The sequence below is a fragment of the Agrobacterium sp. GD03872 genome (assembly GCF_029840625.1).
Lineage (GTDB): Bacteria > Pseudomonadota > Alphaproteobacteria > Rhizobiales > Rhizobiaceae > Agrobacterium > Agrobacterium fabrum_A.
On record NZ_JAOCCY010000002.1, the window covers coordinates 313,475 to 337,403 of the forward strand.

The 23,929-nt window shown below is 63.8% G+C and carries 23 protein-coding genes and 1 pseudogene; 16 read left to right on the plus strand and 8 right to left on the minus strand.

What is annotated here, in order from left to right:
* The first annotated feature begins 5 nt into the window (after nucleotides 1-5).
* The 12 genes from N5D22_RS05480 to N5D22_RS05535 all read left to right on the plus strand — a co-directional run bounded on the left by N5D22_RS05480 (nucleotide 6) and on the right by N5D22_RS05535 (nucleotide 10,381).
* Nucleotides 6-440: a CopG family transcriptional regulator gene (locus N5D22_RS05480; RefSeq protein ID WP_099504016.1), complete on the plus strand. Its 435-nt coding sequence runs from the start codon at nucleotides 6-8 to the stop codon at nucleotides 438-440.
* A 169-nt stretch (nucleotides 441-609) separates the two neighbouring features.
* Nucleotides 610-1,593: a P-type conjugative transfer ATPase TrbB gene (gene trbB, locus N5D22_RS05485; RefSeq protein WP_099503692.1), complete on the plus strand. Its 984-nt coding sequence runs from the start codon at nucleotides 610-612 to the stop codon at nucleotides 1,591-1,593.
* Complete coding sequence (locus N5D22_RS05490; protein ID WP_099503697.1) at nucleotides 1,590-1,922, plus strand: TrbC/VirB2 family protein; 333 nt, start codon at nucleotides 1,590-1,592, stop codon at nucleotides 1,920-1,922. Before trbB ends, N5D22_RS05490 begins: the two co-directional genes overlap by 4 nt.
* A complete protein-coding gene (locus N5D22_RS05495) occupies nucleotides 1,922-2,203 on the plus strand; it encodes a VirB3 family type IV secretion system protein (RefSeq protein WP_099503699.1) in 282 nt (93 codons plus the stop codon). Before N5D22_RS05490 ends, N5D22_RS05495 begins: the two co-directional genes overlap by 1 nt.
* A gap of 12 nt (nucleotides 2,204-2,215) precedes the next feature.
* Complete coding sequence (gene trbE / locus N5D22_RS05500) at nucleotides 2,216-4,672, plus strand: conjugal transfer protein TrbE (protein ID WP_099503701.1); 2,457 nt, start codon at nucleotides 2,216-2,218, stop codon at nucleotides 4,670-4,672.
* Entirely contained in the window at nucleotides 4,669-5,439 is a 771-nt protein-coding gene (trbJ, locus tag N5D22_RS05505) for a P-type conjugative transfer protein TrbJ (RefSeq protein WP_099503702.1), read from the plus strand. The genes trbE and trbJ overlap by 4 nt, the downstream gene beginning before the upstream one ends.
* Before the next feature lie 10 nt (nucleotides 5,440-5,449).
* Nucleotides 5,450-5,827, plus strand: a complete 378-nt coding sequence (gene trbK-alt, locus N5D22_RS05510; RefSeq protein ID WP_099503704.1) for a putative entry exclusion protein TrbK-alt — start codon at nucleotides 5,450-5,452, stop codon at nucleotides 5,825-5,827.
* A 4-nt stretch (nucleotides 5,828-5,831) separates the two neighbouring features.
* Nucleotides 5,832-7,196, plus strand: a complete 1,365-nt coding sequence (trbL, locus tag N5D22_RS05515; RefSeq protein WP_099503706.1) for a P-type conjugative transfer protein TrbL — start codon at nucleotides 5,832-5,834, stop codon at nucleotides 7,194-7,196.
* Nucleotides 7,196-7,879 carry a conjugal transfer protein TrbF gene (trbF, locus tag N5D22_RS05520; RefSeq protein ID WP_099503708.1) on the plus strand — a complete coding sequence of 228 codons (684 nt, stop codon included), beginning with the start codon at nucleotides 7,196-7,198 and terminating at the stop codon, nucleotides 7,877-7,879. The genes trbL and trbF overlap by 1 nt, the downstream gene beginning before the upstream one ends.
* Nucleotides 7,876-8,925 carry a P-type conjugative transfer protein TrbG gene (trbG, locus tag N5D22_RS05525; protein ID WP_099503710.1) on the plus strand — a complete coding sequence of 350 codons (1,050 nt, stop codon included), beginning with the start codon at nucleotides 7,876-7,878 and terminating at the stop codon, nucleotides 8,923-8,925. The genes trbF and trbG overlap by 4 nt, the downstream gene beginning before the upstream one ends.
* Entirely contained in the window at nucleotides 8,922-10,142 is a 1,221-nt protein-coding gene (locus N5D22_RS05530) for a TrbI/VirB10 family protein (RefSeq protein ID WP_099503712.1), read from the plus strand. The genes trbG and N5D22_RS05530 overlap by 4 nt, the downstream gene beginning before the upstream one ends.
* A gap of 2 nt (nucleotides 10,143-10,144) precedes the next feature.
* Nucleotides 10,145-10,381 carry a DUF2274 domain-containing protein gene (locus tag N5D22_RS05535; protein ID WP_099503714.1) on the plus strand — a complete coding sequence of 79 codons (237 nt, stop codon included), beginning with the start codon at nucleotides 10,145-10,147 and terminating at the stop codon, nucleotides 10,379-10,381.
* On the opposite strand, the gene N5D22_RS05540 is transcribed toward N5D22_RS05535, so the two are convergent.
* Nucleotides 10,378-11,277, minus strand: a complete 900-nt coding sequence (locus tag N5D22_RS05540) for a LysR family transcriptional regulator (protein ID WP_099503716.1) — start codon at nucleotides 11,275-11,277, stop codon at nucleotides 10,378-10,380. The two genes, N5D22_RS05535 and N5D22_RS05540, sit on opposite strands and share 4 nt — an antisense overlap.
* Nucleotides 11,278-11,632: 355 nt before the next feature.
* Between N5D22_RS05540 and N5D22_RS05545 the strand changes: the two genes are divergently transcribed.
* Nucleotides 11,633-12,049 carry a MarR family transcriptional regulator gene (locus N5D22_RS05545; protein ID WP_246842056.1) on the plus strand — a complete coding sequence of 139 codons (417 nt, stop codon included), beginning with the start codon at nucleotides 11,633-11,635 and terminating at the stop codon, nucleotides 12,047-12,049.
* Between the two features lie 114 nt (nucleotides 12,050-12,163).
* On the opposite strand, the gene N5D22_RS05550 is transcribed toward N5D22_RS05545, so the two are convergent.
* The 3 genes from N5D22_RS05550 to N5D22_RS05560 all read right to left on the minus strand — a co-directional run bounded on the left by N5D22_RS05550 (nucleotide 12,164) and on the right by N5D22_RS05560 (nucleotide 16,341).
* The gene (locus N5D22_RS05550) at nucleotides 12,164-15,142 is read right to left on the minus strand and encodes a Tn3-like element ISMpo10 family transposase (protein ID WP_012449407.1); all 2,979 of its coding nucleotides are present in this window, start codon (nucleotides 15,140-15,142) and stop codon (nucleotides 12,164-12,166) included.
* Nucleotides 15,143-15,146: 4 nt separating this feature from the next.
* The gene (locus N5D22_RS05555; RefSeq protein WP_010339849.1) at nucleotides 15,147-15,731 is read right to left on the minus strand and encodes a recombinase family protein; all 585 of its coding nucleotides are present in this window, start codon (nucleotides 15,729-15,731) and stop codon (nucleotides 15,147-15,149) included.
* A gap of 133 nt (nucleotides 15,732-15,864) precedes the next feature.
* The gene (locus tag N5D22_RS05560; RefSeq protein ID WP_010339850.1) at nucleotides 15,865-16,341 is read right to left on the minus strand and encodes a DUF417 family protein; all 477 of its coding nucleotides are present in this window, start codon (nucleotides 16,339-16,341) and stop codon (nucleotides 15,865-15,867) included.
* Nucleotides 16,342-16,445: 104 nt separating this feature from the next.
* Here N5D22_RS05560 and N5D22_RS05565 point away from each other — a divergent pair, with 104 nt between their 5' ends.
* Both N5D22_RS05565 and N5D22_RS05570 read left to right on the plus strand, forming a co-directional pair.
* Nucleotides 16,446-16,988, plus strand: a complete 543-nt coding sequence (locus N5D22_RS05565; protein WP_010339851.1) for a MarR family transcriptional regulator — start codon at nucleotides 16,446-16,448, stop codon at nucleotides 16,986-16,988.
* Nucleotides 16,989-17,076: 88 nt separating this feature from the next.
* Nucleotides 17,077-17,955 (plus strand): annotated as a pseudogene (locus N5D22_RS05570) (YeeE/YedE thiosulfate transporter family protein); the annotation flags it as partial.
* A 675-nt stretch (nucleotides 17,956-18,630) separates the two neighbouring features.
* Here N5D22_RS05570 and cysS read toward each other — a convergent pair.
* The 4 genes from cysS to N5D22_RS05590 form a co-directional block, all read right to left on the minus strand.
* The gene (gene cysS / locus N5D22_RS05575) at nucleotides 18,631-19,998 is read right to left on the minus strand and encodes a cysteine--tRNA ligase (protein ID WP_069311315.1); all 1,368 of its coding nucleotides are present in this window, start codon (nucleotides 19,996-19,998) and stop codon (nucleotides 18,631-18,633) included.
* A 54-nt stretch (nucleotides 19,999-20,052) separates the two neighbouring features.
* The gene (locus tag N5D22_RS05580; protein ID WP_069310779.1) at nucleotides 20,053-20,355 is read right to left on the minus strand and encodes a DNA-binding protein; all 303 of its coding nucleotides are present in this window, start codon (nucleotides 20,353-20,355) and stop codon (nucleotides 20,053-20,055) included.
* Between the two features lie 73 nt (nucleotides 20,356-20,428).
* Nucleotides 20,429-21,436: a type I glyceraldehyde-3-phosphate dehydrogenase gene (gene gap, locus N5D22_RS05585; RefSeq protein WP_069310780.1), complete on the minus strand. Its 1,008-nt coding sequence runs from the start codon at nucleotides 21,434-21,436 to the stop codon at nucleotides 20,429-20,431.
* A 291-nt stretch (nucleotides 21,437-21,727) separates the two neighbouring features.
* Nucleotides 21,728-22,896 (minus strand): IS3 family transposase gene (locus N5D22_RS05590; protein WP_279654734.1). Its coding sequence is split into 2 segments (ribosomal slippage): nucleotides 21,728-22,638 and nucleotides 22,638-22,896, totalling 1,170 coding nucleotides; the frame shifts between segments, so codons are not numbered across the junction.
* Between the two features lie 525 nt (nucleotides 22,897-23,421).
* Between N5D22_RS05590 and N5D22_RS05595 the strand changes: the two genes are divergently transcribed.
* On the plus strand, nucleotides 23,422-23,916 hold the full coding sequence (locus N5D22_RS05595) for a MarR family transcriptional regulator (RefSeq protein WP_210408504.1): 495 nt from the start codon (nucleotides 23,422-23,424) through the stop codon (nucleotides 23,914-23,916).
* Nucleotides 23,917-23,929: the final 13 nt, after the last annotated feature.

Consider the following 23,929-nt stretch of genomic DNA (forward strand, 5'->3'; position numbering starts at 1 on the left):
TGTCGGTGAGCAAGCCTCCGAAAAAGCAACGCCTCTCCGTGTATCTCGACCCGGATGTCATGAAGGCGCTCGCGGCCCATGCGGCGCGGCGAGACCTGTCCCTATCGCTGGTTGCCGAGGCTGGCATTGCTTCGTTTCTCTCGCCGGACGCCGCTGAGCGGCAGGAGGCAGCCACGACGAAGCGGCTCGATCAACTCGACCGTCGCCTGGCGCGAATGGAGCGCGACCTCGGCATATCGGTCGAGACGCTAGCTGTATTCATCCGTTTCTGGCTGACGTCCAATCCGCCGTTGCCGGAGCCGGCCCAGGTCGCGGCACGCGCCAAGGCGGCCGAGCGCTACGAAGCCTTCGTGACCGCGCTCGGCCGACGACTCGCGCAGGGACCGAAGCTCAGACAGGAGATTGCGGAAGACATCCCGCCCGCGCGTGACGCGGAATAATCACTGATCCGCGCATCACAAGTATTCGGGCGTTCCGCCGTTTTCCTGTCTTTGTACGCCACAGTACGACTGCCACATCATGGTTGTTGTCAGGCCATGATTTCTGCCTCTTCTACTCATCCCCGATCCAGGGCCGCGCATCGCGGACCCGCAAGAGAACGGGGACGACGTGGCGGCACCTCACCAGAAATCGGAGGCGATCCTTCGCGGCGCGCGCATGCTGCGCACAGCCCTCGGGTCAGCGATCGCCACGTTTCTGGAAGATCCCGCGATCGTCGAGGTGATGCTCAATCCCGATGGGCGGCTCTGGGTCGACCGGCTTTCAGAGGGTCTTTCCGACACCGGTGAACGACTGTCGCCCGCCGATGGCGAGCGGATCATTCGCCTTGTCGCCCATCACGTCGGCGCCGAAGTTCATCCAGGCGCCCCGCGGGTCTCGGCCGAACTGCCCGAGACGGGGGAGCGGTTCGAGGGGCTGTTGCCTCCCGTGGTGTCCGCGCCGGCTTTCGCGATCCGCAAGCCCGCCGTCGCTGTGTTCACGCTCGGCGACTATGTGGCGTCCGGAATCATGGCGGCGGATCAGGCCGAAACGCTGCGCCAGGCCGTTGCCGATCGGCGCAACATCCTCGTCGCCGGCGGAACCTCGACCGGCAAGACGACCCTCACCAACGCGCTGCTGGCAGAGGTCTCGAAGACCTCGGATCGCGTCGTCCTGATCGAGGACACGCGCGAGCTGCAATGCGCCGCGCCCAACCTCGTCGCCATGCGGACGAAGGACGGCGTCGCCTCGCTCTCCGATCTTGTTCGCTCCTCGCTCCGCCTGCGACCCGACCGCATTCCCATCGGCGAGGTCCGCGGCTCCGAGGCGCTCGATCTTCTCAAGGCTTGGGGCACCGGCCACCCGGGAGGCGTGGGGACGATCCACGCCGGCACCGCCATCGGCGCGCTGCGCCGAATGGAACAGCTTATCCAGGAAGCCGTCGTCACGGTCCCCCGCGCGCTGATCGCCGAGACGATCGATCTGGTCGCCGTGCTCTCCGGCCGCGGCGCCTCGCGCCGGCTTGCCGAACTCGCCCGCATCGAGGGCCTCGGCCCCAACGGCGACTACCGCGTCACGCCCGCAAGCCAACCCCTCACAGGAGACCCGTCATGATCAAGCATGCTTTGCGCTTTCGCCGCCACATCGCCACGGCGGCGTCCGTCACCTTCCTCACGCTCGCACTGGCACCGGCCGCGCATGCGTCGGGCTCATCGATGCCGTGGGAAGCCCCGCTCCAGTCGATCCTGGAATCGATCGAGGGACCGGTCGCCAAGATCATCGCGGTCATGATCATCATCATCACCGGGCTGACGCTGGCCTTCGGTGACACGTCGGGTGGCGCCCGCAAGCTGATCCAGATCGTGTTCGGCCTGTCGATCGCCTTCGCCGCATCCAGCTTCTTCCTGTCGTTCTTCTCGTTCGGCGGCGGGGCGCTCGTCTGATGGCCGACGGCGCGGATCATGGCGGCGAGGTTCCGGGCTTTTCCGTGCCCGTCCACCGGGCGCTGACCGAGCACATCCTGCTCGGCGGCGCCCCACGTTCGCTCGCCATCCTCAACGGCACACTGGCGGCCGCGCTCGGTCTCGGCCTCCGCCTCTGGCTAGTGGGTCTCGCCCTTTGGGCGGTGGGGCACTTCGCGGCCGTCTGGGCAGCCAAGCGCGATCCGCAGTTCGTCGACGTCGTGCGCAAGCATCTGCGCATCCCCGGCCACCTGTCGGTCTGAGGAGCGACACCGATGATGAACCTTGCCGAATATCGTAATCGTAACACCCGGCTCGCCGACTTCCTTCCCTGGGTCGCGCTGGTCGGCGAAGGCGTCGTACTGAACAAGGACGGCAGCCTGCAACGCACTGCACGCTTTCGCGGACCTGACCTCGACAGCGCCGTACCGGCCGAGCTGGTCGCGGTCGCCGGCCGCCTCAACAATGCCTTTCGCCGCCTCGGCTCCGGCTGGGCCATCTTCGTCGAGGCACAGCGGCACGGCGCTGCGACCTATCCCGCCAGCATGTTCGCCAACAGCGCCTCGGCGCTGGTCGATGCCGAACGCAAGGCCGATTTCGAGGAAGCCGGCGCGCATTACGAGTCCAGCTACTTCCTCACCTTTCTCTATCTGCCCCCGGCCGAGGATGCGGCGCGCGCCGAAACCTGGCTCTACGAGGGCCGCGAACATACCGGCGTTGACGCACATGAGATCGTGCGCGGCTTCGCCGACCGCACCGACCGCATCCTCAACCTCATCGACGCTTTCATGCCGGAATGCGCGTGGCTCGATGATGCCGAGACGCTGACCTACCTGCATTCGACCATCTCGACGAAACGGCATCGAGTCCGTGTTCCCGAGACGCCGATGTATCTCGACGCGCTGCTGGCCGATCAGCCGCTCACAGGCGGCCTCGAGCCCCGGCTTGGCAACGCGCATCTGCGCATCCTCACCGTCGTCGGCTTCCCGACCGCGACCACGCCCGGCATTCTCGACGAGCTGAACCGGCTGGCCTTTCCCTACCGCTGGTCGACGCGCGCGGTACTGCTCGACAAGACCGACGCCACCAAGCTGCTGACCAAGATCCGGCGGCAATGGTTCGCCAAGCGCAAGTCGATCGCGGCCATCCTCAAGGAAATCATGACGAACGAGGCCTCGGCGCTCGTCGACACCGATGCGGCGAACAAGGCGGCCGACGCCGACATGGCGCTGCAGGAGCTGGGCGCCGATTATGCCGGCCAGGCCTATGTGACGGCCACGATCACGGTCTGGGACGACGATCCGCGCATCGCCGCCGAGAAGCTCCGGCTGGTCGAGAAAATCATTCAGAGCCGCGACTTCACCGCGATGGCCGAGACCATCAATGCCGTGGACGCCTGGCTAGGTTCGCTGCCCGGCCACGTCTACGCCAACGTCCGGCAGCCACCCATCAGCACATTGAATCTCGCCCACATGATCCCGCTGTCGGCGGTGTGGGCGGGACCGGAACGGGACGAGCACTTCGATGCACCCCCACTGCTTTACGGCAGAACGGAGGGCTCGACCCCGTTCCGGCTTTCCATCCACGTCGGCGATGTCGGTCATACGCTGATCGTCGGGCCGACCGGCGCCGGCAAGTCGGTGTTGCTCGCACTCATGGCGCTCCAGTTCCGGCGCTATCCGCAATCCCAAGTCTTCGCTTTCGACTTCGGCGGATCGATCCGCGCCGCGGCGCTCGCCATGCGTGGTGACTGGCATGACCTGGGCGGTGGCCTAACGGACGGCGCCGACGACAGGGTGTCGCTGCAACCGCTGGCCCGCATCGACGACGTCGCGGAGCGGGCCTGGGCCTCCGACTGGCTGATCGCGATCCTCTCCCGCGAGAGCGTAACGGTCACGCCCGAGGTCAAGGAGCATCTCTGGTCGGCCCTGACCTCGCTGGCATCGGCGCCCGTCGCGGAGCGCACGTTGACGGGCCTCTCCGTCCTGCTCCAGTCCAACGACCTGAAGCAGGCGCTCCGACCCTATTGTGTCGGCGGGCCCTATGGTCGGCTGCTCGACGCTGAGGCCGAGCATCTCGGCGAAGCCGATGTTCAGGTCTTCGAGACCGAGGGATTGATCGGCACCGGTGCTGCCGCCGCCGTGCTGGCCTATCTCTTCCACCGTATCGAGGACCGCCTCGACGGGCGGCCGACGCTGCTCATCGTCGATGAGGGCTGGCTCGCGTTGGACGACGACGGTTTCGCCGGTCAGCTCCGCGAGTGGCTGAAGACGCTCCGGAAGAAGAACGCCAGCGTTATCTTCGCCACCCAATCCCTCTCCGATATCGACGGATCGGCGATTGCGCCCGCCATCATCGAGAGCTGCCAGACCCGCATCCTGCTCCCGAACGAACGCGCGATCGAGCCGCAGATCACCGCCATCTATCGCCGCTTCGGCCTAAACGATCGCCAGATCGAGATCCTCGCGCGGGCGATGCCCAAGCGCGACTACTACTGCCAGAGCCGCAGGGGAAACAGGCTCTTCGAGCTGGGCCTGTCGGATGTGGCGCTCGCGCTTTGCGCGGCCTCGTCGAAACAGCATCAGGCACTGATCGCCGCGGTTCACGCCCGTAGCGGCACGGACGGGTTTCTCACCGAGTGGCTGGCCGAAAACCGGCTCGCCTGGGCCGCCGACCTCGTAGCCGACCTCACCAACGTCACCCCCCAACATAATCCGGAGGCACGCCCATGACCCGTTCCGTTCATTCCCGCTCGCGCGCGCTGCGCATGAGCGCCGCGCTACTCGCCGCGCCGCTCGCGCTGTCGCCGATCTTCGCCCCGCCGGCAGCCGCGCAGTGGGTCGTCTACGATCCGACCAACTACGCCCAAAACGTCCTGACGGCCGCTCGCACGCTTCAGCAGGTCAATCAGCAGATCACCCAGCTTCAGAATGAAGCCACCATGCTGATCAACCAGGCGCGCAATCTGGCGAGCCTGCCTTACTCCTCGCTGCAGCAGCTTCAGCAGTCCGTCCAGCGAACCCAGCAGCTCCTGCAACAAGCGCAGGGCATCGCCTACGATGTCCAGCGCATCGACCAGGCGTTCACGTCGACCTACGGCAACGCCTCGATGTCGGCCTCCGATCAGGCGCTCGTCGCCGGAGCGCGCGAGCGCTGGCAGAACACCGTCGGCGGTTTGCAGGACGCCATGCGCGTGCAGGCGGGCGTCGTCGGCAACATCGACACCAATCGCGGCGAGATGTCGGCACTGGTCGGCCAGAGCCAGGGCGCGACGGGCGCCTTGCAGGCGACACAGGCCGGCAATCAGCTTCTCGCCCTTCAAGCCCAGCAGCTCGCCGACCTCACCGCCGTCGTCGCCGCCAACGGGCGTGCCCAGAGCCTTTCCGAGGCCGAGCGCGCCGCCGCGGCTGAACAGGGTCGCGAACAGCGTCGCCGATTTCTGACGCCAGGCAGCGGCTATCAGCCCGGCAACGCCCGCATGTTCCCGAGCGGCAACTGAGGACGTGGTCATGGACGGCAAGATGCTCGCGCGGGTCGGGGCGGTTGTATTCGTCGCGGTCGCGGTCACCGCCACGGCGATCGAGATGACCCGGAAGGAGGAGCCGCCCGAGCTATGGCCGTCCGGCCGCGCCACTCAATCGCAGAGCGATCCGCTGCGTGACGAGTTGATCCGTTGCCAGGCGCTCGGCGAAGCCGGCCCGCGCGATTCAGCTTGCCTACGCGCCTGGGCGGAAAACCGTCACCGCTTCCTCGCGCCTGGCGCGCGGCCCGCCGAGCGGTTGCCGGACATGCCGCCCGCGCAGCGCGATGGCCTCACGCCTCAGTCGGAACGAAGCAACGCACCAGCCGCGACGCCCGCCACGCCTGAGCTCGACGAGGCGCGATAGCATCATGGGCAGCACCGGCGTCATCGACCACTTCCTCGAGGTTTTCACCCGCTATATCGACAGCGGGTTCGGCCTCCTCAGCGGCGAAGTCGCCTTCATCGCAACCACCCTCATCGTCATCGACGTGACGCTTGCGGCGCTGTTCTGGTCGTGGGGCGCCGACGACGACATCGTAGCGCGGCTGGTGAAGAAGACGCTGTTCGTCGGTGTCTTCGCCTACATCATTGGCAACTGGAACAACCTCGCCCGGATCATCTTCGAGAGCTTCGCCGGTCTAGGTCTGAAGGCAAGCGGCACGAGCTTCTCGACCGCCGACCTGATGCGCCCGGGCAAGGTCGCCCAAACCGGCTTGGATGCTGGCCGGCCGCTGCTCGACTCGATCTCCAGCCTGATGGGCTACTGGTCCTTCTTTGAGAACTTCATCCAGATCGCCTGCATGTTCCTCGCATGGGTGCTGGTGCTGCTCGCCTTCTTCATTCTCGCGATCCAGCTGTTCGTCACGCTCATCGAATTCAAACTGACCACGTTGGCCGGCTTTGTGCTCATCCCGTTCGGTCTTTTCGGGAAGTCTGCCTTCATGGCCGAGCGCGTCCTCGGCAACGTCATTTCCTCCGGCATCAAGGTCCTGGTGCTCGCCGTCATCATCGGCATCGGCTCGACGTTATTTTCCGAGTTCACGTCCGGGTTCGGGGGGCAGAACCCGTCGATCGACGAGGCTATGGCGATCGTCCTTGCAGCTTTGTCGCTGCTCGGTTTGGGAATTTTCGGCCCCGGCATCGCCAGCGGCATCGTTTCCGGCGGCCCGCAACTCAGCGCTGGCGCTGCGGTTGGTACCGGCCTAGCCGCAGGCGGAATGGTCGCACTCGGTGCTGGCGCTGTCGGTGCCGCCGCATCCGGAGGTGCAGCCCTGGCTGGCGGCGCCGCCGCTGCGGCTCGTGGCGGCGCTGCGGTCGCCGGCGGCGCTTCGACCGCTTACAGCCTTGGCTCTGCCGGTCAGTCGGGCGCGGCTGGTGTCGCTTCCGGTCTCGGTGGCGTTGCCCGCGCTGGCGGAAGTGCCGCTGTCTCTCCATTGCGTCGGGCCGCATCGCGCGCCGCCGAAAGCATGAAGTCCAGCTTCAACGCGGGCGGCAAGGCCGCCTTCGAGGCGACGGGCGGCTCCTCCACCATGGGCTCGATCGGCGGTGACGCTGCCGGTGACGGTGCCGCGTCCTCGGGTTCCGCCGGTGCCGGCGGGCCACCCGCCTGGGCGCAGCGGATGCGCCGCTCCCAACACATGACCCATGCCGTGCAAGCCACGGCCCACGCTGTCCGCTCCGGCGACGCCCACGGCGGCGGCTCCTCCGTCAACCTGTCCGAAGGCGATCGCTGATGTTCAAACGACCCTCTACCCACTACGGCAAAGCCCCCGAACCCGAGACGCCCTACCAGCGTGCCGGCCAGGTCTGGGATGAACGCATCGGCGCCCCGCGCGTGCAGGCCAAGAACTGGCGCTTGATGGCATTCGGCTCGCTGATCCTGTCGGCCGGCTTCGCCACCGCGCTCGTCGTGCAGTCGGCACGGGGAACGATAGTTCCTTGGGTGGTCCAGGTCGATCGACTCGGTCAGGCACAAGCGGTCGCTCCCGCCGAGGCGGACTACCGTCCGACCGATCCGCAGATCGCCTTCCACTTGGCGCGCTTCATCGAGCAGGTTCGCTCGATCCCGGCCGACGCGATCATCGTGCGGCAAAACTGGCTGCGCGCGTATGACTTCACGACCGATCGCGGTGCCATGGCGTTGAACGACTACGCCAGGTCCAACGACCCGTTCACACGGGTCGGCCGCCAGCAGGTCGCCGTCGACGTCTCCAGCGTCATCCGCGCTTCGCCGGACAGCTTCCGCGTCGCGTGGGTGGAGCGCCGCTACGAGAACGGCCAGCTCGCCGAGACAACCCGCTGGACTGCGATCCTGACGATCGTCGTGCAGGTCCCCCGAAACGCCGATCGGCTGAGGGCGAACCCGCTCGGCATCTACGTCAACGCCATCAACTGGTCACGGGAGCTTGGGCAATGAAGCCGTCTTTCCGTAAAGCCGGAAGCCCGGCTTTACACACATTCGTATTCCCGGCTCTCCGCAGGGCCGCAATCCCGATGGTCCTGCTGGCGACAACCGCACTCGCCGGCTGCGCTACGACCAACCCCCCGCCTGAAATATCCTACGACAACGCGGCTCCCGCGGTGCAGACCGTCGATCCACCAGCGCCCGTCACTGTGGTCGAGCTGCCGCGGCCGCTCCCGCTACCCGGCCAGTTGCAGCGCGTGCCGGAGACGCGACGCGCGCCCGAGCCGGCCAACCCGACGGCGCGCGTCAACCAGGCCAACGAGGCGGCCCGCGTCCAGCCGGTGCGTGATGGATTTATCAATTCGATGCAGGTCTATCCCTGGACGCAGGGTGCGCTCTACCAAGTCTATACGGCGGTCGGACAGATCACTGACATCGCGCTCCAGCCCGGCGAGCAGCTCGTCGGCGCAGGACCCGTCGCCGCAGGCGACACGGTACGGTGGATCATCGGCGACACCGAGAGCGGATCGGGTGCGACGCGCCAAGTCCACATCCTGGTGAAGCCGACACGGGCCGACCTGATGACCAACCTCGTCATCAACACCAACATGCGCACTTATCACATGGAGCTTCGCTCGACCGAGCGGACCTATATGGCATCGGTCTCGTGGCAGTATCCACAGGATCAGCTTATCGCATTGCGTCGGCAGAATGCCGAGGCGCAAGCCGCCCAACCCGTGGCGAGCGGCGTCGATCTCGCCAACGTCAACTTCCGCTACGCAATCGAGGGGGACCGCGCGCCGTGGAGGCCGCTCCGCGCCTTTGACGACGGCCGACAGGTCTTCATTGAGTTCCCGCGCGGCATCGGCCAGGGCGAGATGCCCCCGCTCTTCGTCGTGGGCGCCGAAGGCAACACCTCCGAATTGGTCAACTATCGCGTCCGCGGCCATCACATGATCGTCGATCGGCTCTTCGCCGCGGCCGAACTGAGGTTCGGCTCCGGCGACCGGCAACGGCGCGTTCGCATCACCCGCACCGATGGGAGGCCGACCTCGTGAGCGAGAGCCCGCCCCGGAGTGGGGATGCCCCGGACGACGATCCGCAGCCCTTGACCGGCGAACCCGCCGGTCCCGCGCCAATGCGGCTGCGGGCCGAGCCGCCGCGTGTGACGCGGCTGTCGCGTAAGGTGTTGGCAGGGCTCGGCCTGATCGCCAGCGTCGGGCTTGGCGGCGCATTGATTTACGCGCTTCAAACGCGGGACGGCGCCCGGCCGAATGAGGAGCTGTATTCCACCGAGAACCGCTCCACAGCCGATGGCCTGGCCGGGCTACCGCGAGACTATGCTGGCGTGCCGCGGCTTGGTCCGCCGCTTCCCGGAGACCTCGGCCGGCCTATCCTCAGCACACAGGATCGCGGCCAGCCAGTGCCGACCCCTGGCATCGCCACGCCCAATCCCGGCATCAGCCCGGAAGAGCAGCGGCGCCTACAGGAGATCGAGACCGCGCGGACGAGTCGCCTATTCTCCGGATCGGAAAGCCGGGGTGCGCCCGCTGCGGCGGGGGCGGCCCCGGCACTCCCGCCCGCACCGGATTTGGCGAGCCTTGGCCTCGCGCCGCCGCCAGCAACTCCCTCCGCACAGGATCGTCAGAACGCCTTTCTCAACGCGGCCACCGATCGACGAACGGTGTCTCCCGATCGCGTCGTTGCTCCGGCGTCGCCGAACATCCTTCAGGCCGGCGCAGTCATCTCGGCGGCACTCATAACCGGCATCCGATCGGACCTCCCGGGCCAGATCACCGCCCAGGTGACCGAAAACATCTACGACAGTCCCACAGGACGCATCCTGCTCGTGCCACAGGGCACGCGCGTCATCGGCCAGTACGACAACAATGTGCAGTTCGGGCAAAGCCGTGTGCTGCTTGTCTGGAACCGGCTGATCTTTCCGAATGGTCGCTCGATCGTTCTCGAGCGCCAGCCTGGTGCCGACGCCGAGGGATATGCCGGCCTGCAGGATGGGGTGGATTACCATTGGTGGGATCTCGCCAAGGCGGCAGGACTTTCGACGCTCCTCAGCGTTGGCGCCGAACTTGCCGTCGATAATGATGACCGGCTTATCCAGGCGATCCGCAATGGCGGCCAGGACACGATCAATGACGCCGGACAGCAGATCGTCCGCCGTCAGCTCAACGTGGCGCCCACTCTCACAATTCGCCCAGGCTACCCAGTCCGCGTCATCGTAACGCGTGATCTCGTGCTCGAACCCTATGGGGAATGAATATGTCTAAGCTCAAGCTAGGTCCCCTCGCGGACGATAAACCCGTAAAGGTTCAGGTCGAGCTGCCAGCCCCTCTGCATCAGGACTTGGCCGATTACGCGGACCTCCTGGGCCGCGAGCAAGGCCAGCCGGCGGTGGAACCCGCTCGGTTGATCGTCCCGATGCTACAGCGGTTCATCGCTACAGATCGCGGCTTCGCGAAGGCGCGGCGAGCGTCCACGCAGCGGAAGGCTGATTAGGCGGCGCCTACTTTCATACCGGGTAGAGCGTCGAAACACTTCAGTAGAAGGGGCAGCGCTGGATTATCGTTGTCGCTAGACGAGATCATTGCTGCGGTCGGCGCCCGGCTGGATCGAAGTGGCACCAGAGCAAGGTCTGGACGGCGAACCGCACTCGTGATGGTAACCCCAAACCCCTGTTCGACCATCGTCAGCAGGGTCTCTCGACTGACCTGTTGAATTGAAAGTTGGACGGCACTCTCGACCGCCCCGACCATCCGTCGCAGCATCGCAGCGAGTTCTCGTCCGGCCCCATCGGAGCGGGACAGAAAGATTTCTCCGCAGAGGTCATCCCAGACGAGATTAGGCCGCGATGCCAATTTGTGACCTGGGGACAGCGCGACGAACAGATCCGGTTCACATAGGCGTCGGATTTGGAGCGCAGGGTCTCTAGCCGCGCCCAGGCTGATTGCCGCGTCTAGCAACCCCCGTCTGACACCCAGTGTGTTTGCTTCTGACGTTCCTTCCTCGAGTTTGACCTCAATCGTCGGGTATCGGAGCCGGAAGCTCGCTAGAAGGTCGATGATAGGGCACGCGGGAAATGCTTCGAGCATTCCGAACCTGACGACACCGGTCGTCTGCTTCCGTGTAGTGCGGATTTCCGTCGCGGCTTCGCGAAGGAATCTCGCACCCACTACCGCCTGCTGAAGGAAGCGTTCCCCCTCGGGCGTCAAATCAGCGCCTGATCGCGTGCGGTGGAATAGCGAGCACCCAAGCTGGCGCTCAAGTATCTGAACCCGACGGCTCACGGTGGATTGCGATATCGCAAGGCGCTCGGCCGCGCGTCGAAAACTACCCGCCTCAGCGACCTGAACGGCGTACTTCAAGTATCGAAGGTCCAGCGTCAGATCGGGCATGACACTTTTCCCATGGCTGTGGCCCGCTTGCAGGAGATCGAGCCCAGAAGCCGGAGCCGTCGGAAGCGCGCCCGCTCAAGCCGCCTCGCGCATGAAAAGGTTGCATGCGTATCGATCCCAGATGTGGAATCCGAGCCGAGCCCTTTGTTGAGCATGACCATATCCGAATCCGTGAGAGATGTATGCGTCGGTCATACATTTCTCCCATCTTGATGTCTATGCGCGACGCATATATTATTTCGGAATGGAGCCTGAGGTCGCCAAATATCATTTTGGTGCTCTGGCGCTGGCGGTCGCCGAAAGCATCGCCAGCGTCTCGGCCTCGCTTTCACCCAGCGGCTCCGCGACCGCGATGATGATATTTCTGAGTTTGGAGCCTGGGCTTCCAATCAGTGTTCTAGCGACCCGGATTAGGCTGTCGCATGCTGGAACAGTGAGGCTGATCGACAGACTGGTACAGGACGATTTGGTGGAACGACGCCGGAATAATGCAGACCAACGCGCGCGACTTATCCACCTCACCGGTTCGGGGGAACGTCTGACTGGAGCTTTACTCAAAGCGCGAGAGCGCGTCATCGATGAGTGTGTCTCTGCGTTGTCGCGCGGAGATCTCGACATCCTCGGCACTCTATCCGAACGGCTGCTTTCAGCTAATGGGTTCGACAAATCCGGCTCTAGCAGCCTCTGCCAACTGCTCGGCTACGGAAAACAAGTCCATTCAGGACCCGTGGGCCAGACAGGGCGGTCCCGGCGCCGAAACGTTGCCCGTTGAGGCTGACAAGATGATTGAGCAGGTCTACAATTGGCTTCGATAGCCCTCGAATTTCTGCTTTGCGTGCTTGCCTTCTGGTTTGGGGTCGGTACACAGAACGGACCCAGATATACGCTAAGGTTTTGCCGTGCCTTCGACGGCGCGCATCTGGCGAAGCGGTCTGAGCGCGGTGGATGGCGCATCGGGATCGGTCCAGAGGTAATCGCCGGTGAGATTGATATGCTGCCAACCGAGCGGTGATAGGTGTTGCAGCAGGTCCGGCGGGACCGGCCGGCCGAGGTTGGCGAGATGCATCCGGGCGGCTTGCAGGTAGGTCGTGTTCCACAGGACGATGGCACCGGCGACGAGGTTCAGCGCGCTCGCCCGATGGCTTTGGGCTTGCAGCGCATGATCGCGGATACGGCCGATGCGATGGAAGAAGATGGCGCGTTTCAGGGCATTTTCCGCTTCTCCCTTGTTGAGTTCGCGGGTGGCGCGGCGACGCTGTTCGGGCTGCTCGATCCAGTCGAGCGTGAACAGGGTACGCTCGACGCGACCGATCTCGCGCAACGCCAGTGCCAGGCCGTTGGCGCGTGGATAGGAGCCGAGCCGTTCCAGCATGATCGAGGCGCTGACGACGCCTGTGCGGATCGAGGTTCCCAGTCGCAGCACGTCGTCCCAGTGTGCCTCGATCAGACCTTCGTCGATGCGGCCCGCGACCAGCGGCGCAATATCGGGGCCGGGTTCGATGCCGTTAAACAGGTGCAAACGGCGTGCGGCGATATTCGGGATACGCGGCGCGAACCGGAACCCAAGCAGATGACATAGCGCGAACACATGGTCGGAGACGCCCCCGCCATCGACGTGATGCTCTTCGATGTGCAGATCGGCGCCGTGGTGGAGCAGCCCGTCGAGCACCTGTGCCGCCTCGCTCGCCGAAGCGGAGATAACTGTGGAATGGAACGGCGCGTAGCGATCCGAGACGTGGCTGTAAAAGGAGACAGCCGGCTCTGTCCCCTTGTGCGGATTGACTGCGCCGGTTGCCTGGGCGCGGCGGTCGAGCGGAAAGTTCTGACCGTCTGAGCTGGACGAGGTGCCGGACCCGAACAGCGCGGCCAGCGGCGCGGTGTGTTGGGCGTCGACAAGCCGGGCGAGCGCGCGACCGTAGGTTTCCTCGCGCAGATGCCATGAGGCGAGCCAACCGAGTTGGCGCTGGGTCACGAGATTGCAGGCTTCCGCCATGCGCGTATGGCCCAGATTGGTGGCATCGGCGAGCACCGCCGTGAGGATCGCACGTGGTTCATCCGCGGCACGGCCACTTTGCAGATGCGTGAAGCACTGGCTGAACCCGGTCCATCGATCGACTTCGGCAAGAAGGTCGGTGATGCGGATCGCGGGCAGATGCGCATAGAGCGGCGCAAGGGCGGTATCGGATTCCTCGGGAGTAATCGCCTTCAAGGGCGAAATCCGCAGCCTGCCCAAGCTGAGCTGCACGTCTTCCAGCGCGTCCGTCTCCGCCTTTCGCTCGACCTCGGCCAATCGACGGGCGAGGCGGGCGCGTCGTTCGGCCAGCCAGATATCGGCCGTATCCGGTGCCGGTATCGGCAAGGGGCCGGCCGCGCGCATGTTGGCGAATACGGGGGCAGGAATGAGTTGCTGCTCGACAGCACGATAGCGTCGGCTTCCCTCGACCCACATGTCGCCGGCGCGAAGCCGGTCGCGAAGCTCGACCAGCACGCACAATTCATAGATCCTGCGATCGGGAATGCCGGTGCCGATCGCCCGACGCCAAGCTTGCCGGATGAAGCCGACTGGCGTGCCTGCAGGCAATTTGCGCAGATGACCAAAATGAAGGTCGCGCATGATCGCGACCGCTCGCGCGAGCGCATGGCAGGCTGGCACCGCCCCGAATGTGAACGAGGCGATGAACGAGGGACCGACCTGTCGGAGGACGGGGTAATTGGTCGCGGCGACCGCGACGGGATCGACCGAATCGGGGCGGATCAGCTTGCGGGCTTCATCGACCTCGCGGCCGAGATCATTCCATCCGATCGCTGCCTCGACCGCAGCGCCGATATCGCCACCTGATATCTTGGCGGCGAGCAAGGCAGCGCCGAGTTGGGCAAGCAGCCGGATTTTGCCGTTGATGGTGCGCCGGTTGCGCTTGAGTGTCGTGTCCGCGCTGTTCTGTTCGCGCCGGAACATCTGCCCAAGCAGGCGATCGAACATCAGCACCGCATCGTCGGTGAGGGTAACGATGGTTTCGAGGATGGTCGCCACCAATGTGGCGCGACGCCGCGTCGCTTGCAGCGTCCGAACATGTTGCGCGGTCAGCCGCACGCCTTCCTGGCACAGGCGTCGGAGGCGCTCGGGATGGACGCCTACGGCGATATCCGGATCGATCCCGATGGCCCGAAGCAGTGTCAGTCGCTCGATGATGGCGGCGAATGTCTTTCGGCCGGGCTTGCCGGGTGACTGCCGCACCCAGGCCAGATCGCTCAAGTTCGTGCCTGTGTGGGGCAGGAGAAGCGCATCGAGCAGCCGGCGCTGTCGAGCATCGAGTCCTCGGGTCAGATGCTCGGCGACATGGCGTTCGGCATCGAGCAACGCCTGTGCGACCATCCGCTCGACCGAACTGATGCCCGGCACAATGATGCGCCGTCGCCGGCACTCATCCAGCATCACGCGCGCCAGCCTAGCCCCGCTGGTCGTCGTCAGCGCGATCGGCAGGAGCCATTCCTGCAACGTCGTTCGCAGCGGCCGACTGAGCGGCATGAAGCCGAATGCATCGCGCAGTGCATCGAGCTGTTCGTACCGGGTCGGGCCGCGCGTCGCGTAGTCGGCCAGCACCTCGGGTCCGACCTGCAATTGCTCTGCGACGAACGCGAGCGGCGTATCAGGGATCAGTTCACCGGGTCGCAGGAAACGGCCAGGATAGCGCAGCGCGCAAAGCTGGATCGCGAAACCCAGCCGGTTATGCGGTCGCCTCCGGCGGACGATGATGGCCAAGTCGTCCCGGCTCAATGTCCAGTGCTGGACGAGCAGGGTTTCGTCGTCGGGAAGCGCGAGCAACGCCGCGCGTTGCTCGTCCGACAGGACGGCGCGACGCGGCATCGGCTTAGACCTTGGCCGGTGCGGTCCAGCCGATCCGGGCAAGCGTGCCGAGAAGGGTCGAACGCGGCACCTTGAAGGTCCGGCAGACGGACGCCTTGCTGGCCCCGCCATCCAGCGCGGCGGTGATCCGCTCGAGCGTTTCGGCGTCGATCATCGGCGGGCGGCCACCTTGGCGTCCCCGGCGTTTGGCAGCAGCCAGTCCCGCCATCACCCGTTCGCGCGTGAGCGCACGCTCATATTGTGCCAATGCACCGAACAGCGAGAACAGCAATTCGCCGTGCGGCGTGGTCGTATCCATCTGCTCGGTCAGCGACCGGAACGCGATGCCGCGCGCCTTCAGATCGGTGACGATCGTCAGCAGGTGCGGCAGCGAGCGTCCGAGCCGGTCGAGCTTCCACACGATCAGTGTGTCGCCCGCGTTCAGATAGTCGAGGCAGGCTTTCAGGCCTGGTCGGTCGTCGCGCGCGCCGGATGCCTTGTCGGTATGGAGATGCCGATGATCGACCCCGGTTGCGACGAGCGCGTCCCGCTGGAGATCGACCGTTTGGCGGTCATCGGTCGTTGACACCCGCATATATCCGACCAGCATGTACGACAAACCCTCGAAAGCATGTTTTCGAACACCCTATCAAAGCGACAGGGTTTGTCGATCGTTATGGGCTGAGGCGGGTATGGTTCGGCAAAAGCGCAGGTCCGGAGCGTCGCCTATCACCTGTTTGCCGTCACGCGTCTGCTGTCCGTATGGACGCAAGTAGAAGGCACGCTGATGCCGCAAGAAGCACCAGGTCCTTCAACAGGAACTGTCCGGTTCCGGCCGAAATCGCCGGGAACCCGCCAGCGGTCGGCTCGGCGACGCCAGGCGTGCTCAGGAAAAACGTCAGTGTCACGGCATAAGTTAGGCATGACATCGCCGCGCCGAGAGCGGAGGCCGTCTTGTTGAAAGCACCGATAATCAGCGCAGCGGCCGTCGCGAGCTCGACGGTGCCTATAAAATAGCTTCCACCCTGCACCCCAAAAACGGCCGGAATCCAGCTCATGATCGGACTGTTCTTCATCAATGGCGCGATGCCCATCGCTTCATAGCTCGTGAATTTCATGCAACCGAACCAGAGAAAGATGACCACCAGCGCCCAGCGCAGCAACGCGAGAGACCCGCGAGAGCCGGTCGTCTTTTCAGCTATGTGTAATGTCGAAAACATGGTGCCTCGCTTTCATCATGGCGCATGACCTGCCTTCATGCTTAGACAGGCGTGATATATGCGCTGCGCATACACTATGCGCCATCAATGAATGAGGCAACCCTTTGAACGTACTCTCGGACCGGCTCGTCAATCTGTTCGGCGCCCTCGCAGTGGGCATCACCGATCGAATTAAGAAGGCGGCATTCGACCCGACGATACCCGGCGGTGGCGAAACCACCGCGGCGATCGTCGTCATCGGTCACGCGACCGGTCTTTCGATCGACGAATTAGGACGGGTGCTAGGCTTGTCCCACGCGGGGACGGTGCGGCTTGTCGATCGATTGGTTGCAGCCGGGTTCGCCGTTCGATCCAAAGCGCTACGGGACCGTCGTGCAGTAGCGCTGATGCTCACTGAGGCAGGCGAGACTCGCCTATCTGCGATCCTGCAACGAAGAAACGAGACTTTATCCGAAATCCTTAGCCATGTCTCGAATGCTGACCGCCTCGTGCTGGAACGTATTGCCGAGACAATACTTGCGCAGATGTCTGACGACGCTGTCTCGGCGCTGACGATATGCCGGCTCTGCGACGAGAGGCGATGCTACAACTGTCCGATGGATGCCTTTGGAATGCTGGAGTCGTCGACGCATAGAGTCGACCCATAAGTGCGCGCAGAGACGCTTAGCGTATATCTGTGCCCGTTCTATGTCCTGACCCCGGTTTGGGTATTCCGCCAATCAAGGTGGAACGTGCCTAGTCGTCGCTGCTCACGAAATCCAGAAGCGACGCCCGCCGAGGATGTTTGTTGGATTTCTAGCGGCGTCAGCAGCTGCGGGCCTTATCTCGATACCGCTTGTCTGGTCTGGAGCGCTGGGCGCTACTCTCACGCCGTCGACTAGCATCAACTGGCTTCTCTTAGTTGGAGCAATCGCATTTGGGCTAGGCGCACTGATCAACGACACTTGTCTTCTCGGGTCATTGGCACGCTTGGGCGATGGGGAGATAAGGCTTATAGCGCTGCCGCTTGGCTTGGCTTTCGGTATATGGGCGGCCGATCAAACAAGGTTCGGCTATGAGGCGTCATGGCCAAGCCTCACTGCTACTCCCACTCTGTTGGGCCTTGCGACGCTTGCCGGTCTTTTGTTGGTGCTTATGCTGTCGATCGTGTTCGTCTGTATAAAGCGCGTTGCGCGCAAGAGGCCGGCGTGGCCCTTCGCCGCGTCGATGATCGGCCTCGGCGTAACTGGCGGTCTATTGTACGCACTGTCACCAGCGTGGACCTTCGCTGACTTGATTCAACGCGGGCTTCCTCTCCGCATGTCACCATCAGGCGAGGTCACGCTTGTTACGGTGATCTCATCGGTCGCGGGTGCTCTCACGGCTTCCTTTCGGCAGGGCAATCTGCGTCTTCAACTGCCCACTGGCTATGGCATAATTCGATCGATCGTCGGTGGCGCTCTCATGGGTGTCGGTATAGCTCTCATACCCGGCGGGAACGACGCAATGATCTTGGCGGCTGTTCCTACGCTCTCTCCTGGCGGAATAGTCGCCTACCTTCTGATGACGCTGACCATCGTCATCGGCTTTGCCGCGCGGAACGCGCTGCCCGGCCGGCGCGCTCCCGCACTGTAGAGCCGCGAAAGCACTTCAAAATGGATGCCCGTGCGATCATTCCTGCCGTCGATACGGACGATGCCTTTCAACCGGGCAGTCGAGACAACGGGCCTGATCGCACAGCCGGCAAGTCGCAACCCCCCCGAGGGGATCGCACAGTAGAGACGACAGGATGGAGTCGGCCGCGCGCTCCAATGCGCCGCGATCCTCAACTGAAACCTTGCTGAGTAGCTCCGCCACAGCGGCGTTACGGAGGCCAAGCAACTTAGTTCTCTCTACTTGGCCGAGGGCGGTTAAAGTAACGTGAGCCACACGACGGTCAGAAGTCGATTGCGACTTCGCTACGAGTTTCTGATCCTCCAGCCTCTCGACGACGCGGACGGCGCCTGCGTGTGACAGTCGAAGGACTTGGCGGACCTGTCCGATCGACATGCCCGGCGCGTGACCGATAGCGATGAGAGCGGCAGCGGTCTCGCCACCAGCGCTGAAAGCCTCGCCGATCGCTATACGCACTCGATCCGCTACCGCTTGCGAAAGCGCGCCGAAAATGTTGATCAAGCGATCAGAGGGTTCATCCATCATCGCAACTCATTCGATATATGCGTCGCGCATACGATATCGAGTGAGTGTTGTCGAGCCGTCCCACGGGCAGGCTACAGAACTGCCAAGCCGCTAGAGCGCTACTATAGGAGTTCACAACCGTCGCCAGGTTGTCCCTGTAGGTCCATCCTCCAACGCGATACCCAAGTCTGTGAGTTCTGCGCGGATCCGGTCCGCCTCGGCGAAATCCTTTCGGCTCTTCGCGTCCGTGCGAGCGTCGATCAGACGGGCGACGTGATCTGATTCCCCACTAGGCCCGTCTAAAAAGAAGCGAAACCAACGTTCACGTCTCGAAAACAGCCCAAGGAGCATGCCGCTCGCAATGAGCGATTTCGGGTCATCGATCGCGACCAACTTTGAGAGCGCCAGCGGCGTGTTCAGGTCGTCGGCAAGGGCGTCGACGACAGCTTGATTGCAGTCATCGATGCCGAGTTCCTCATCGTCGATGAAACTAAACATCTTCAGTCGCCGATACAGTCGATCCAAAATCGTTTTTGTTTGGGAGAGCAGCGCCTCGTTCCACTCCAGCGGCTGCCGATAATGCGCTGACAGCAACGCCAGACGCAGCGTCTCGCCTCCGTGGCCCCGCTCCAGCAGTTCGCCGACGCTCACAACGTTGCCGAGGCTCTTTGACATCTTCCCAACACCGGCCGCAGTGTCCGTCATCGTCAGAAAGCCGTTGTGCAACCAGTAGCGTGCCAACGGCGAGCCTGCATGAGCCGACCGGCTTTGTGCGCTTTCGTTTTCATGATGGGGGAACACCAGATCAAGCCCGCCGCCATGAATGTCGATTGTCTCGCCGAGATTCTCTGCAATCATTGCCGAGCATCCGATGTGCCAGCCCGCGCGCCCACGCCCCCAGGGCGAGTCCCACCCGATTGCCTCCGGCGGTGACGGCTTCCACAGGACAAAATCGGCCGGATCCTTTTTGTAGGAAGCCACCTCCACCCGTGCGCCGGCGATCATTGCATCGCGGTCACGGCGTCCGAGCGCGCCATAGTGCAGGTCGGACGGGACATGAAACAGCACGTGGCCGTGTGTTTCATAGGCGAAGCCGCCCTCGAGAAGCTTAGAGATCATGGCGATCACGCCAGGAACATGGGCTGTGGCTTTCGGCGCGATATCCGGCGGGCGCACGCCTAGTGCGCCCATGTCGGCGAGGTACAGTTCCTCAAACCGCCGCGCGATAACTGACGGATGCACACCCTCCGCGCTCGCTTCATCGATGATCTTGTCGTCGACGTCAGTTACGTTGCGGGCATAGGTCACCGCATCCATTCCATAAACATGCCGCAGCAGGCGCGAAAGCACGTCGAAAATCACGGCCGGCCGCGCGTTCCCAATATGGGCGCGGCTGTAGACAGTCGGTCCGCACACATACATCGTGACCCGGGCAGGATTGCTCGGAACGAACACGCGCTTCTTAAGAGCAGCCGTATCGTGAAGCTTGATGATAGTCATCGCCGGCTCTCTCGCGCTCACGGCCTCTTGCCCGGCAGCGACGAATGCTCGGCTTCAGACGTCGTCGGTGCCCACCGGCCCACCTTCACCCTCCATTCGATTGATGGCGCGCACATCCTTGGCATTGAACTTAAGCCGCACCCCGATCCCCCCGCTCGAATCATCGTCGATAAAAACCGCGCCTCCGCGTTCGAGTGCATCGCGTAACCGAGCTATGTCGGCGAAATCGAGCCCCGCTCTGCCAGCTTCGAAATCCGCTATGGCGTCTTCCTGCAGCCCCGCCACTAAGGCAGCGTGAGCGCGGGGCCACTGAACAAGAGCACGCGCTGCGCGCGCCAATGGTCCAGTCATGCCCATGATCGCTCCTACCCGAATGTCGTTCTCGGCGAAGCAGGCAGCATCCCTATCGTAGCCGCCTGCATCCTGCCGGCTAGATCAGCTTGCCCATGGCTACTGCCGTATCCGCCATGCGCGTGGCGAAGCTCCACTCGTTGTCGTACCAGGCAAGGACCCGAACCATTCTGCCGTCCACGACGTCAGTTTGCGGCAGAGCGACGATGGCGGATTCGCTGCGGTGGGTGAGATCGATTGAAACAAGGGGTTCTGAGGTCGTCGCGAGCACACCCTGCATCGACCCTTCAGCGGCCTGCCGAATGGCGTCGTTGACTTCCTCGATCGACACTTCACGGGCGGCTGACACACTCAAGTCCACGACAGATACGTTGGGCGTCGGTACGCGGATGGACGATCCGTGAAGCTTCCCTCTCAGCTCTGGGAGTACGAGCCCGATCGCGTTCGCGGCGCCAGTAGACGTCGGGATCATAGAGAGTGCGGCAGCACGCGCGCGGTAAAGGTCCTTGTGGACGGTGTCCAATGTCGGCTGGTCGCCCGTATAGGCGTGCACCGTCGTCATATATCCGCGCTCGATGCCGAAGAGATCGTTCAAAACCTTGGCTACCGGCGCGAGCACGTTCGTCGTGCAAGAGCCGTTCGAGACGATTATGTCATCTCGCGTTAGAGCGTCGTGATTGACCTTGAAGACGATGGTCTTATCAGCCCCCTCGCTAGGCGCTGAAACCAATACTCGCTTCGCGCCTGCCCGAAGGTGGGATTGTGCCTTTCCGCTCGTCGTGAAAAGCCCAGTGCACTCGAGCACGACATCGACGCCAAGCGATGCATGCGGGAGGTCTGCCGGATCACGCTCCGAAACAACTTTAATCCTTCCGGAACCGACGTCGATCCAGTCCTCGCCCGCTGCGATAGAGCCCCGGAAGGGACCATGCACCGAGTCGTACTTGAGGAGATGCGCCATCGTGGTGACGGGACCAAGATCGTTGATGGCCACCACCTCAATGTCTTGGCGGCGATGCTCGACAATCGAGCGCAACGCGAGGCGTCCGATACGTCCGAAGCCATTTATTGCGACCTTGATCGTCATGCGCGTCTCCGCTTGTCCGTAGTTCAAGCCGCTTGATCGACGGCCTTCCTCGGCGTTCGCCCTGGCGTACCGCTCATCGCCGACGGCCGGCTGAAGCCGACGGCCCTGAAAGACCGAAACGGTTGAGTATGTATGCGCCGCGCATAGACCTATCGCGAGGAGAGTAGAACGTCAACACGTTGCCAGTGCGCCCATGGCGTTGCGTTCAGCCAAGTGTAGTTGCAGGTCGCCGTCACGGTTGCGCGCCTGACAGGAGGTATCGCCTTGACCTGCCCCCCGCCGGTCCCTCGATCATTGTGAGAGCCCTTGGGGTTGATAGTTGATCTCCTGCGCCGACGGTAGCGGATGGCCGGCGGAGATGTTCAGGTTTCGCAGCCGGCCATCCGCGGGGTTCAGCCGCACCGCCTCGGGGGTGAGGCCGCCATGGGCCGAGTGCGGGCGCACGTGATTGTAGTCGATCCGCCAGCGCTCGATGACGGCGCGGGCCTCGGCCAGGGTGCTGAAGACCTCCTCGTTCAGGCACTCGTCGCGGAGCTTGCCGTTGAAGCTTTCGACGAAGCCGTTCTGCTGCGGCTTGCCCGGAGCGATGTAGTGCCAGTCGACGCCGGTGCGGTTAGTCCATTCCAGCATCGCCCGGCTGGTCATCTCGGTCCCGTTGTCGCTGACGATGGTGTGGGGCCTGCCACGCCGGGCGATCAGGATGTCCAGCTCGCGGGCCATGCGATGGCCGCCGATCGAGGTGTCGACGACCAGGGCCAGAGCCTCGCGGGTGAAGTCGTCGACGATACACAGGATGCGGAAGCGCCGGCCCCAGCTGAGGCTGTCGGCCACGAAGTCCAGGCTCCAGCGCTGGTTCGGTCCGTCCGGCAGGGCCATGGGCGCGCGCGTCCCCGTGGCCCGCTTGCGGCCCCGTCGGCGGCGCACCGCCAGGCCCTCCTCGCGGTAGAGCCGGAAGAGCTTCTTCTTGTTCATGCTGACGCCCTCGCGCTCGAGCAAGATGCCGAGCCGCCGGTAGCCGAAGCGGCGTCGCTCCGCCGCCAGGGCCCTCAGCCGCTCGCGCGTTTCGCCGTCGCCCGGATCGGGCAGGCGGCGCACCGTCTTAGGATCGATCTGGACCAGCCCGCAGGCCCGCCTCTGGGACAGGCCGCGCTCCGTCATCAGACGAAGCACGGCCGCCCGGCGCGCTGCAGGCCCGATCAGTTTTTTCCCAGAAGATCCTTCAGCGCCGACACGTCCAGCATCGACTCCGCCAGCAGCTTCTTCAGCCGCCGGTTCTCGTCCTCCAGCGTCTTGAGCTTCTGGGCGTCCGACACGCTCATGCCGCTGTACTTCGCCTTCCACCGATAGAAGGTCTGCTCGCTGATCCCGTGCCGCCGGCATACCTCCGCCGTTGGGCTCCCAGCCTCCTGCTCTCGCAGCACGCCAATGATCTGCGCTTCGTTGAACCTGCTCTTCTTCACGTCCGTCTCCTTGGATGACGGACTCTCACTCAAATCGAGGGATCAGGAAGGGGGCAGGTCAGCCTTTGTGCCGGACAGAGATGCGCAAAAGGCGCTCGCTGCCCAACGAGCAACAGGCGAGGTCCGCGATCGCATGCTGATTGACCTCGGAACACGTAGCTCCGCCGCACACGCGGTCCAATGCCTAGGCGCAGGAGTCGCGCAAGCCTGCGGATAACGAGGTCGCCACGTCTAGCGGGACGACCGAGGTGATTCGTGTCCCGGCTCGGTGGTCATGCGGTCAATCTCGCGAACATCATAGCCGATAGCTATCGATTGAAGGGCGTCTTGAGCGCTGCGACATCTCATAGCTACAGCGGGGGGGAGTCCCGTAACCGACTGTAAAGCATTGTAAAAGCGCGCTTTCCTAACGCAGTCTCTCCGCAAATCGTGTAAGAGTTTGGCTTGCTGTCTATGCTCCGCGCACATATAGATGCGGCAATGGATGGACCTCGAGATCGCAACATTTTCGGGGCGTTCGCACTCATGATCAGCGACGACATCGTTCGCGCTAGTTCATCGCGGGCGCCGGAAGCTGGCCCTGCTGCCTCTGCATTGGCGCTGCTCGCGCACAAGCCTGGGCTATCTATTCGTATGCTCGCGGTCGGCGTGGGCCTGTCACACGCAGGAACGGTTCGTCTCGTGGACCGGCTAGCGGCCGAAGGGCTGATCGAACGCCGGGGTCATTCAACAGACGGACGCACGCGGTCTCTCTATCTCACTGAGTCAGGGAAGGTTGCGAGCGACGGCGTGCTCGCATCGCGGGACGAAGTCATCGCCGAGGGTCTTTCGATCCTCGATCCTGCCGAAGTGAAGCTCCTGTGCGATATCGCCGAACGCGTCCTCCGCGCTCGTTTGGAGAACCTCGAGCACTCATATCGGATTTGTCGGCTCTGCTGCTACGATGGCTGCACCAACTGTCCAATCGACGCCGAACTGCACGAAAGAGGCGTGGATCGAGAAGGCAGCGACGGCGCGTAACCAGCTTGTTGAC